Origin of the sequence: Oceaniglobus roseus, from assembly GCF_002869745.1 — a bacterium.
GTDB lineage: Bacteria > Pseudomonadota > Alphaproteobacteria > Rhodobacterales > Rhodobacteraceae > Oceaniglobus > Oceaniglobus roseus.
Genome location: NZ_PNOS01000046.1, coordinates 26,665 through 37,336, shown reverse-complemented (window position 1 = coordinate 37,336; position 10,672 = coordinate 26,665). Strand labels below are relative to the sequence as shown.

8 protein-coding genes are annotated in these 10,672 nt (G+C 71.9%); 5 read left to right on the top strand and 3 right to left on the bottom strand.

The window, feature by feature from the left end; genetic code table 11:
- Positions 1-72: 72 nt before the first annotated feature.
- A complete protein-coding gene (locus A7B20_RS18660; protein ID WP_102110103.1) occupies positions 73-1,110 on the bottom strand; it encodes a hypothetical protein in 1,038 nt (345 codons plus the stop codon).
- 346 nt (positions 1,111-1,456) lie between these two features.
- Between A7B20_RS18660 and A7B20_RS18655 the strand changes: the two genes are divergently transcribed.
- From A7B20_RS18655 to A7B20_RS18645, 3 genes are all read left to right on the top strand, one after another.
- Positions 1,457-1,687 carry an EF-hand domain-containing protein gene (locus tag A7B20_RS18655; protein WP_102110102.1) on the top strand — a complete coding sequence of 77 codons (231 nt, stop codon included), beginning with the start codon at positions 1,457-1,459 and terminating at the stop codon, positions 1,685-1,687.
- Positions 1,688-1,884: 197 nt separating this feature from the next.
- Positions 1,885-3,282 (top strand): selenium-binding protein SBP56-related protein, encoded by a 1,398-nt coding sequence (locus tag A7B20_RS18650; RefSeq protein WP_102110101.1) that lies wholly within the window; start codon positions 1,885-1,887, stop codon positions 3,280-3,282.
- Between the two features lie 12 nt (positions 3,283-3,294).
- Positions 3,295-3,951: a hypothetical protein gene (locus tag A7B20_RS18645; protein WP_102110100.1), complete on the top strand. Its 657-nt coding sequence runs from the start codon at positions 3,295-3,297 to the stop codon at positions 3,949-3,951.
- A 20-nt stretch (positions 3,952-3,971) separates the two neighbouring features.
- Here the strand turns inward: A7B20_RS18645 and A7B20_RS18640 are convergent, their stop codons facing one another.
- Both A7B20_RS18640 and bcp read right to left on the bottom strand, forming a co-directional pair.
- Complete coding sequence (locus A7B20_RS18640; protein WP_102110099.1) at positions 3,972-5,150, bottom strand: LLM class flavin-dependent oxidoreductase; 1,179 nt, start codon at positions 5,148-5,150, stop codon at positions 3,972-3,974.
- 308 nt (positions 5,151-5,458) lie between these two features.
- Positions 5,459-5,926: a thioredoxin-dependent thiol peroxidase gene (gene bcp / locus A7B20_RS18635; protein ID WP_102110098.1), complete on the bottom strand. Its 468-nt coding sequence runs from the start codon at positions 5,924-5,926 to the stop codon at positions 5,459-5,461.
- Between the two features lie 121 nt (positions 5,927-6,047).
- On the opposite strand from bcp, the gene A7B20_RS18630 reads away from it, so the two are divergent.
- Both A7B20_RS18630 and queA read left to right on the top strand, forming a co-directional pair.
- Positions 6,048-9,380, top strand: coding sequence for a hypothetical protein (locus A7B20_RS18630; RefSeq protein WP_157937727.1), 3,333 nt, complete (start codon positions 6,048-6,050; stop codon positions 9,378-9,380).
- A 198-nt stretch (positions 9,381-9,578) separates the two neighbouring features.
- On the top strand, positions 9,579-10,652 hold the full coding sequence (gene queA, locus A7B20_RS18625; RefSeq protein ID WP_102110096.1) for a tRNA preQ1(34) S-adenosylmethionine ribosyltransferase-isomerase QueA: 1,074 nt from the start codon (positions 9,579-9,581) through the stop codon (positions 10,650-10,652).
- Positions 10,653-10,672: the final 20 nt, after the last annotated feature.

Genomic DNA, 10,672 nt, shown 5'->3' with positions numbered 1-10,672 from the left:
CAGGCGTACCGGATCTGGAACGCGCAACCGTGCGGCGAATCACCCGGCGTGCAGTCTCCTCGCCGATCCGCGTCACGCACCGCGCGCGGACTGCGCGACGAGCTGCGCGAGCAGGGCGCGTTCGGCGTCGCTGCGCCGGACCATGGCGCGGAAGGCGCCGTCCTCGGTCAGCGCCAGGAAGGGCCAGGGGGTCTTCAGCAGGGCCTCGACCCGCGCCGCCGCCGGACTGCCGGTGTCGCTGCTCTCGGTCACCAGCACGGGGTCGAACAGGGCGTGGAGCCGCGCGAGGGTCAGCCGGTCCGGCGGCTGTTCGAGCGAGCCCTCGGCATCGATGCCGATCTGCGCGAGGCGGTCCATCACGATCTGCTCCAGCGCCGCCGCCCCGAGATCGCGGTAGTCGGTCGGCGGCGTGGCATAGCGCATCACCTCGCCGGGCAGGGCGAGGCCGGGCACGTCCATGCGGCCGAAGAGGTCGAGGAACCGCGCGATCCGCACCGCGCCGTCGTAGCGGGCGCGGTAGACGGGGCGGTCGGCCAGGATCCGCTCCAGAACCGCTGCGGGCGGCGCCCAGCCGAGGAAGCGGCCGGGCAGGCCGCCGCGGCTGCCGGTGAAGACGATGGCCTCGGGCGCCCCGCGCCGCTGCGCCCCGGCGCTGAAGGCCAGAAGCCGCGTCACCCACCAGGCGGAGCCGTCGGCGATGTCGATGATCGCGAAGGGCTGGCCCGAGGCGCGGCGCAGCGCGTCCATGATCTCCATCGGCGCGCTGTCGGAGACCAGCTCTCCGGGCTGGCCGAGGTTGGCGGGCACGAAGACGGTTTCGATGGCCGCGGGCGCGGGGGAGGGGGCGACGCGGCTGAGGTCGAGGTTGAACCATGTCGAGCCGACGACGGCGCGGTTGGCGGCCAGGAAGTCGAGCAGGCAGAGGACGAGGGGCGCGAGGCTGGCCAGCAGCAGCACCAGCACCGCGAGGTTCAGGGCCGCCGGATCGGGCCAGCCGGTGCCCGAGCGGATGGCGAGAAGCAGCAGCAGCCCGACCAGGAAGGCGCCCGCCGCGGCGCCGAGGGCGGCGAGGGTGCCATGGGGCCAGAGGGCGCTGCGCTGCGCGGCCATCGACGCTTCTCCCGGGGGTGATCGCTTGGGCGATGGTATCACGGGGGGTGCCCTTGCGTCAGGCAGGGGAAACCGGACTTGCGCCGCCCCCGCGATTCGCCCGTGCCGATGGGCGGGAAGGCGCCGGGTGCGTCGCCCGCTGCGCCGGGTTTCCGCGCAGACGGGGCCGCGGTGCCGCCGGGGGACTTTGCGGGCGGCGGGGCGCCTGTCCCGACTCGCGCGGCGGGCGGGGAATCGCGCGCCGGGGCCGGCGGGGCAGAGGCTCGCGGTCCCCGTTCGCGGAACGTGGAACATGGCGCCGGGCGGTCCGTGCCGGTCCCCCGGTGCCACACGATGGAGAACGACCATGAAGACGACGCTTGTTTCCGCCGCCGCGGTGCTGGCCCTGGCCGCGCCGTGTCTTGCCGAGTCCGCGCTCGACGCCAACGGCGACGGCAGCGTGACCTTCGACGAGGTGCTGGCGGTCTATCCCGAGACCACGGAGTCCGCCTTCGTGGCCATGGACAGCGACGGCGACGGGTTGCTGAGCCCCGAGGAAATCGCGGCGGCGCAGCGGACCGGATTCCTGCCGCTCTAGGGCGCGCGGGCCGCGCCGGGGCAACCGTGCTCCGGGCGTCCCGCCGAGGTCCTTTCATCGGTGAAATCGTTTGGCCGGTTGCCGGGAATCGGCGACAGTCGGGGCAGGCCGTCGGGGACGGGAGCGGTTCCCGGCGGCCGTTCGACATGCCGAAGCCGCGGCCCCGCGACGGGCCGCATTACGGGAGGACTCCGCCGATGAACCTCAGACCCGACCCGACCTTCCATCCCACCGCGAAGATGGCCATGCAGGCCCCGGTCGAGACCCTGGCCTTTACCCTGCTGCTGTCGCCCGACGGCTCGCAGCCCGACGGGCTGGCGGTGATCGACGTCGACCCGGCCTCGAAAAGGTACGGGAAGATCGTCCATTCGCTGTTCATGCCGAACAGGGGGGACGAGTTCCACCATTTCGGCTGGAACGCCTGTTCCTCGGCGCTGTCGCCGCTGACGGGGCATGCCTTCCTCGAACGCCGCTACCTCATCATTCCCGGCATCCGGTCCTCGCGGATCTACGTGATCGACGTGAAGGAGCCGCTGAAGGCGAAGATCCACAGGATCATCGAGCCGGAGGAACTGTTCGCGAAGACCGGCTATTCGCGGCCGCACACCATCCATTGCGGGCCGGAGGGGATCTACGTCTCGACGCTCGGGGGCGGCGGCGCGGACGGGACCGACGGGCCTCCGGGCATCTTCATCATGGATTGCGAGACCTTCGACATCCTCGGGCGCTACGAGATGGACCGGGGGATCCAGGACAAGCACTATGACTTCTGGTGGAACCTGCCGCGGGATTACATGGTGAGTTCCGAGTGGGGCCTGCCGCCGCAGTTCGAGAACGGCGTGGTGCCGGAGGATCTGCTTTCGAACAAGTACGGGCACACGATCCACTTCTGGGACCTCCGCGCGAGGAAGTGCGTGCAATCCATTGATCTCGGGGCAAATCACCAGATGGCGCTGGAGATCCGGCCCGCCCACGACCCGGCCAAGCAGTACGGCTTCTGCGGGGTGGTGGTGGACACGACGAACCTGCAGGGCGCGATCTTCACCTGGTGGCGGAAGGAGGACGGCAGCTTCGAGGCGAAGAAGGTCATCACCATCGATCCTGTCCCGGCCGAGGCGGACGACCTGCCGGATCTTCTGAAGGGGTTCGGGGCCGTGCCGCCGCTGGTGACGGACATCGACCTGAGCCTCGACGACCGGTTCCTCTATGTCGCCTGCTGGGGGCTCGGGGAGATGCACCAGTACGATGTGTCGGACCCGATGAACCCGAAGCTGGCGGGCAAGGTCGAGATCGGCGGGATCGTGAGGAAGGCGAAGCACCCGAACGGGAAGGACTTCGGTTATGGCCCGCAGATGGTGGAGGTCAGCCGGGACGGAAAGAGGGTGTACTGGACCAACTCGCTGTATTCGACCTGGGACGACCAGTTCTATCCGGGCGACCGCGGCGCGGCGATGGTCTGCGCCGAGGTGGGGCCGAACGGGGGGCTGACGCTGAACGACTTCTGGGTGGACTTCCCGAAAGGATACCGCGCGCACCAGATCCGGCTGGAAGGGGGCGACTGTTCCACCGACAGCTTCTGCTATCCCAACGTCTGAGCCGTGGAGAGCATGAGCACGGCGGCCCTCTGGGGGGCCGTCGTGGTGTCGGGCGTCTACCACGGGGTGAACCCCGGGATGGGCTGGCCGCTGGCCGTCTCGGCCGCGCTGATGGAGCAGCGGGGGGCGGCGCTGGCGCGGGCGCTGGCGCTGCTGGCAGCGGGGCATTTTCTGGCCATGGGGGCGATCCTGCTGCCCTTCTCGCTGATGTCGACGCTGGTGGAATGGGAGCGGGCGCTGCGCCTCGGCGCGGGGCTGCTGGTGATCGCGATGGGGGTGTACCTGCTGTTGAACCGGCGGCATCCGCGCATCCTGGCGCGCATCCCGCCGGGGCGGCTGGTGCTGTGGTCGTTCCTCGCCGCCATGGCCCACGGGGCGGGGCTGATGCTGGTGCCGATCTACCTCGGGATCTGCGGCGATCCCGACGCGGCGCACCGGGCGGCGGGGGCGCTGATGGCGGGCACGCTCGGCGCCGCGGTGACGGTCGCGGCGGTGCACACGGCGGCGATGACGCTGTCGGGCGGCGCGCTGGCGGTGGGGATGTACCTGTGGCTCGGGATGCAGTTCCTGAGGCGGAGCTGGTTCAACCTCGACGTGGTCTGGGCGCTGAGCCTGATCCTTGTCGGGGCGATCGGTGCGGCTTCGGCGGTCTGGCAGGGCGGGGCCTGAGGCGCCGCCCTGCCGCGGCCTCACTCGGCGGCCGTGGCCTTGCGGCCTTCCTTCTCGGCGGCGTAGTTGGCCTGGGCGGTTTCCACGGCCTTGGCGTGGATCTCGGCCAGTTCGGGGCGCAGTTTCTGGGCGCGGGCGGCGGCATTCATGGTCGACATGTGCTGGCCCTGGAAATGCGAGAAGACCTCGCGCGCGATCAGGTTGTAGCTGCGCTTGGTCGCCTCGAAGTTCGCCCAGTTGTGGGCCAGCATCAGGTAGGCTCCGAAGCCGCCGTTCGACTGGGTCCAGAGCCGTTCGATCTGGGCGCGGCACATCTCGGGGGTGCCGATGGCGCCGAAGCCCGAATCGTTGATGAAGTCGATCATCTCCTTGGCGTTCTGGCCGGGCATCGACATCTGCGGGAAGGCGGCGATCTCCTGGAAGTAGTTGAACCAGTGCTCGATCCCGTACTCGACGTCGCGGCGCGCCTGCTCGGTCGTCTCGGCGATGTGGCAGAGGCCGACGAGGCGCCACTTGTCGCGGCTGACCTGCTGCTTCCAGTGCTTCGCCTCCTCCTCGATCACGTCCCAGTGGAGCGCGAGGGCGTCGAAGCCCGCGGCCGTGGTCGCGCCGATGGAGATGAGGCCGGTGCCGTACCTGCCGGCGAGCTTCGGCCCCGTGGGCGAGGCGACGGCGGCGGTGGCGATGTCGAAGTTCGAGTAGGGGCGCAGGTGCAGCCGCGCGTCCTTCAGCACCCAGCGGTCGTTCTCGAAGTTCACCGGCTCGTCCGAGCGCAGCAGCCGCGTGATGATGTCGATCCCGTCGGCGAGGAGGCCGCGGGTGTCCTTCTGGGACAGGCCGATCATGGCGGCGTCGGTCGGCAGCGATCCCGGCCCAAGGCCCAGCATCACCCGGCCCCGCGTCAGGTGGTCGAGCTGCACCAGGTCCTCGGCCACCCAGAGCGGGTTGTGGTAGCTGACCGAGACGACGCCCGTGCCGAGCTTGATGCGCCGGGTCCGCTCGGCCGCGGTGGCGATCATCAGGGCGGGGTTGGCCGAGATCTCGGAGCCTGCCGAGTGATGCTCGCCGAACCAGACCTCGTCGTAGTCGCAGCGGTCGAGCCACTGCACGAGGTCGAGATCCTGCTGGAGCGCGAGGGTTGGGTTGATCCCGGGCTTGTGGAACGGCGCCAGGAATATGCCGAAACGCATGCGGTTCATGTGGTCTCCTCCCGATGGGCTGCCCGCAGGCTGCGGGCGGGCCGTGAGAGGAGGTTAAGCGCGCCGGGGCGCGGGGCCTAATCAATTCTGGGGCCGATCCGGTGCTGGCGGGGAAGCGTCGCGCGGGAATGGAGGGTGCGGGACCGGGGGCTGTCTGCCCGTCGCCATTGTGCTTGCACCAATGGCGCAAAAATGGCGACCCCCGAGTATATTTGGGAAGCAAAGATGGAGGGGGTGCGGGGGAGGATGGGCGCGGGTCCGGTCGCCCCTCGGCTTCGAGGGGGGTGCGCCGTCGCGCGGGCCGGGCCTCAGGCGGCCCTGACGGCGTCGAGCACCTCCTCGACGTGGCCGGGGACCTTCACCTTGCGCCATTCGCGCAGGACCGTGCCGTCCTCGCCGATCAGGAAGGTCGAGCGTTCGATGCCCATGTAGGTCTTGCCGTACATGCTCTTCTCGGCCCAGACGCCGTAGGCCTCGCAGACCTGCTCGTTCTCGTCGGAGAGCAGCGCGATCCCGAGGGAGTGCTTGTCGCGGAACCTGTCGTGCTTCGCCACGCTGTCCTTGCTGACGCCGAGGACCGTGGCGCCCGCCGCGTCGAAGGCGGCGGCCTGCTCGGTGAAGGCGACGGCCTCCTTCGTGCAGCCGGAGGTGTCGTCCTTGGGGTAGAAGTAGAGCACGACCTTGCGCCCCTTCATCCCCGAGAGGGTGACGGTGCCGCCGCCGTCGCGGGGCAGGGTGAAGTCGGGGGCGGGCTGGCCGGTCAGGTCTGCGCTCATGGTCTCGTGATCCTTTCGCCGGGGAATGACGGTTTTGTTTTAGGCGCGGGCGGGCGAAGATAAAGGGCGGGGCTGCGGAAAGGGCGGAACGGGGCGACATGGAAGGCGGCATCGGCGCGAGATGAGGGGACTGCCGCCACAGGCTGCCGCGGCGCGGGGGCTGCGCCCCGGCGCGCCCGGACGTCCGCTGCGCCGCGCCGCGCTGCGCATGGCGCGCTGGCTGTTCCGCCTCTCGGTGGTGGCGGTTCTGCTGGCGGTGCTGACCCTCGCGCTGACCGACCGGCCGATGCGCCTGCCGGACTGGATCACCGGTCGCATCGAGGCGCGGCTGAACGAGGGGCTGGCGCGGGGCGCGGTGGACCTGGGCGGAATCTCGCTCCGGGTGGACCGGGGCGGCGTGCCGCGGCTGACGCTGCTCGACGTCGCGCTGACCAATGCAGACGGCACCGACATCGCCCAGCTCGACCGGGTGCGGGTCGCCTTCGACCCGGCCGCCCTGCTGGAGCGGAAGCTGGCCCCCCGGGCGCTGGAGCTCGACGGGGCCAACGTGGTGCTGCGGCGGGGGCCCGACGGCGGGTTCCTGCTGTCCTTCGGCGGCGAACCCCGGGCCTTTCCGGGGATCGGGGCGATCCTCGCCGCGCTGGAGGAGGCCTTCGGCGAGGGCGCGCTGAGCCGCCTCGCCCGGGTCGAGGTCGATGGCTTGGACGTGACGCTGGAAGACGCGCGCTCGGCCCGGGTCTGGTCGGTGAGCGGCGGGCGCCTTGGGTTGAGGCGCAGCGACGAGGGGCTGGACGTGGCGCCGAACGCGGAGGTGTTCAACGGCACGGACGAGCGGGCCTTCCTGCAGCTGTCCCTGCGCTCGACCCGGGACGGCTCGGGCGCGGCGGTGACGGCCAACGTGCAGAACGTCGCCGCCCGCGACATCGCGGCCCAGGCACCGGTGCTGGCCTTCCTCGAGGTGCTGGACGCGCCGATCTCGGGCGCGTTCCGCGCGCGGCTGGACCGCGACGGCGCGCTGGAGGACCTGGCGGGCACGCTGGAGTTCGGCCGCGGCAAGGTGCAGCCGCGCCCGGAGACCGAGCCCCTGAACTTCGACAGCGCCAAGACCTATTTCACCTACCGCGCCGCCGAGAAGAAGATCTCGTTCAGCCAGATCTCGGTCGAGAGCGAGGCGTTGAGCGCCGCGCTGAGCGGTCACGCCTACCTGCGCAGCCCCGATGCCCGCGGCCGCCCCTCGGCGCTGGTGGCGCAGATGCAGCTCGAACGGCTGGAACTGGCGCCGCTCGGCCTGTTCGAGGGGCCGCTCGCCTTCGAGGCGGGGGCGGCGGACGTGCGGATGCGGCTTTCGCCCTTCGGTCTCGACATCGGCCAAGTGGTGCTGCGCGAGGCCGGCGAGGACGCGGAGGCGCCGCCGCGCAGCTATGTCGCGCGCGGGCGGGCCGACGCGACGCCGCGGGGCTGGGACGTGGCGGTTGACCTGACGGCGGAGGCGGTGCCCGCGCGCCGCCCGCCGGCGCTCTGGCCGCTGCCGGGGGCGGAGAAGACGCGGGAATGGCTGGACCGCAACGTCGCCGCCGGTCGGCTCCTGGGGCTGGCCGGGGGGATCCGCAAGCCGCCCGGGGAGAAGCCGAAGCTGGCGGCGACCTTTTCCTACGAGGGGGCGGAGGTGAGCTTCCTGCCCGGCCTGCCCCCCGTCACCGGCGCGGCCGGCTTCGCCTCGGTCGGCGACGACCGCTTCGCGCTGGTGGTGGACCGGGGGCAGGTGACGCCGCCCGTCGGCGGGCCGCTGGACCTGTCGGGCACCCGGATGGTGGTGCCCGACACGAAGCGGAAACCGGCGCGGGGCGAGTTCACCATCGCCGCGGACGGCAGCGCGACGGCGCTTCTGTCGCTGCTCGACAGCGAACCGCTGAACCTGCTGAAGGACAGCCCCCGGGGGCCGGACATGGTGGACGCGCATGTCGCCGCCGAGGCGCGGCTGGGGCTCTTCCTGCAGAAGGGCAACCGGCTGGAGGACGTGGACATCGCGGCCTCCGGGCGGCTCGACGGGCTGAGGTCGGACCGGATCGTGCCGGGGCGGATGCTGGCGGCCGAGAGCCTCGACGCCGAGGTGAGCGGCGAGGCGGTGGTGCTGTCGGGACGCGCGACGCTGGACGGCGTGCCGCTGAGCGGGCGCTGGCGGCTGGCGCTCGCGGGCGAGGAGCGGGGCGCGAGCCAGGTGAAGGGGCAGGTGGAGCTTTCGGGCGCGACGGTCAAGCGGCTGGGCCTTGGGCTGCCCGAGGGCATGGTCACCGGGCGCGGGTTTGGCGACGTGACGGTGGACCTTCGGAAGGGGGCGGCGCCCGCGCTGACGCTGGGCTCGGACCTGGCCGGGGTGCGCCTGTCGCTCGACGCCGTGGGCTGGTCGAAACCGGCGGGCGCGACGGGACGGCTGGATCTTTCCGCGACGCTGGGGGACACGCCCAGGGTCGACGCGATCGCGCTGGAGGCGCCGGGGCTGTCGGCGTCGGGATCGATCACGTTGAAGCCCGGCGGCGGCGGACTGGAGCGGGCGCGCTTCGGCCGGGTGCGGCTGAACGGCTGGCTCGACGCGCCGGTGACGCTGGCGGGCCGTGGATCCGGGGCGGCGCCCGCGGTCTCGGTGGAGGGCGGCAGCGCGGATTTCCGGCAGGCGGTGCAGGGCCTCGGCGGCTCCGGCGGCGGCGGGGGCGGCGCCCGGGGTCCGGTGTCGGTGGCGCTCGAGCGGTTGCAGATGACGGAAGGAATCGCGCTGACCGGCTTCCGTCTGGAACTGGCGGCGGGGCGGGCGACCTCGGGCGCCTTCACCGCGCGGGTGAACGGGGGCACCCCGGTGCAGGGCGAGCTGGCCGGGGGGCCGCGGGGCGTGACGGTGCGGCTGCGCGCGGCGGATGCGGGGGGCGTGCTGCGCGACGCGGGGCTGGTGAAGAACGCCCATGACGGGCCGCTGGAGGTGCTGCTGGTGCCGACCGGCGCCCCCGGCACCTACGACGGCAACCTGAAGGTCGGGCGGGCGCGGATCCGCGGCGCACCCGCGGTGGCGGACCTGCTGGGCGCGATCTCGGTCGTCGGGCTGCTCGAGCAGCTGAACGGCGACGGCCTGGTCTTCGACGAGACCCGCGCAGACTTCCGCCTGACCCCGGCGCAGCTGATCCTCTACCGCGGCAGCGCGGTGGGCGCGTCGCTCGGGATCTCGCTCGACGGGGTCTACGACCTCGGCTCCAAGCGGGTGGACATGCAGGGGGTGATCTCGCCGGTCTACCTGCTGAACTCGATCGGCTCTTTCCTGACCCGCAGGGGCGAGGGGCTGTTCGGCTTCAACTTCACCCTGAAGGGACCGGCCGCGCGCCCCGATGTCTCGGTCAACCCGCTGTCGATCCTGACGCCGGGCATGTTCCGCGAGCTGTTCCGGCGGGCGCCTCCGGAACGGCGTTAGGGGGTGTGGCGGGCCCCCCGGGGCTCTGCCCCGGACCCCGGGGGTGCGCCGGAGCGAGGGTGGTGCGTGCGGCAGGCCCCCGGGGCTCTGCCCCGGACCCCGGGATATTTGGGAAGCAAAGATGGGAGGGGTGTGGGGAGGGGATGGAGCGCGTGGCGGACGGTTGACGGCACCCGGAAGCGGGCGCAGAAGGCGGACATGAAGCTTTCGGATTTCGACTTCGACCTGCCCGAGCGGCTGATCGCGACCCGGCCCGCGCGGCCGCGCTCCTCGGCGCGGATGCTGGTGGCCGAGGGCGGGCGGATCGTCGACCAGGGGGTGATGGACCTGCCCGCCTGGCTGAGGCCCGGCGACCGGCTGGTGCTGAACGACACGAAGGTGATCCCGGCCCGGCTCTCGGGGCTGCGCTTCCGCGACGGGGCCGAGGGGCGCACGGCGGCGCGGATCGAGGTCACGCTGCTGGAGGCGGCGCCCGATGGCGCCTGGCGGGCGCTGGTGAAGCCGTTGAAGAAGCTGCGCGACGGGGAGACGGTGGTTTTCTCGGACACCCTCTCGGCCCGGGTGGCGGGGCGCGAGGACGGAGGCACGGCGCTGCTGGTCTTCGACGTCGCAGGCGGCGACTTCGACGCGGCGCTGGAGCAGGCGGGACAGATGCCGCTGCCGCCCTACATCGCCGCCCGCCGCGCGGCGGATGCGCAGGACCGCGAGGATTACCAGACGCTCTGGGCGAAGCGGGTGGGGGCGGTGGCGGCGCCGACCGCCTCGCTCCACTTCGACGACAGGCTGATGGCGGCGCTGGCGGCGCGGGGGGTGGAGACGACCCATGTCACGCTGCACGTGGGGGCGGGCACCTTCCTGCCGGTGAAGGTCGACGACATCGCCGAGCACCGGATGCATGCCGAGTGGGGCGAGGTCGGCGAGGCGGCGGCGGAGGAGATCAACGCCACCGTGCGGGCGGGCGGGCGGATCGTGCCGGTGGGCACGACCGCGCTGCGCCTGATCGAGAGCGCGGCGGTGGCGGAGGGCGTCATCGCCCCCTGGGAAGGGGCGACGGACATCTTTATAACCCCGGGTTTCCGGTTCCGCCTGGCCGATGCGCTGATGACCAACTTCCACCTGCCGAAGTCGACGCTGATGATGCTGGTCTCGGCGCTGATGGGAATGCAGACGATCCGCGACATCTATGCCCATGCGATCGCCGAAAACTACCGCTTTTTCTCTTACGGCGATGCATCGCTTCTGATACCGCCCGCCCGAGAAGGACGGGCCTGAGTCGCCCGCGCGCCTGCCGT

Bases quoted from the DNA above. Each gene is read 5' to 3' on its own strand.
- A7B20_RS18660 (WP_102110103.1), bottom strand. From the start codon at position 1,110: ATGGCCGCGCAGCGCAGCGCCCTCTGGCCCCATGGCACCCTCGCCGCC.
- A7B20_RS18655 (WP_102110102.1), top strand. From the start codon at position 1,457: ATGAAGACGACGCTTGTTTCCGCCGCCGCGGTGCTGGCCCTGGCCGCG.
- A7B20_RS18650 (WP_102110101.1), top strand. From the start codon at position 1,885: ATGAACCTCAGACCCGACCCGACCTTCCATCCCACCGCGAAGATGGCC.
- A7B20_RS18645 (WP_102110100.1), top strand. From the start codon at position 3,295: ATGAGCACGGCGGCCCTCTGGGGGGCCGTCGTGGTGTCGGGCGTCTAC.
- A7B20_RS18640 (WP_102110099.1), bottom strand. From the start codon at position 5,150: ATGAACCGCATGCGTTTCGGCATATTCCTGGCGCCGTTCCACAAGCCC.
- bcp (WP_102110098.1), bottom strand. From the start codon at position 5,926: ATGAGCGCAGACCTGACCGGCCAGCCCGCCCCCGACTTCACCCTGCCC.
- A7B20_RS18630 (WP_157937727.1), top strand. From the start codon at position 6,048: ATGAGGGGACTGCCGCCACAGGCTGCCGCGGCGCGGGGGCTGCGCCCC.
- queA (WP_102110096.1), top strand. From the start codon at position 9,579: ATGAAGCTTTCGGATTTCGACTTCGACCTGCCCGAGCGGCTGATCGCG.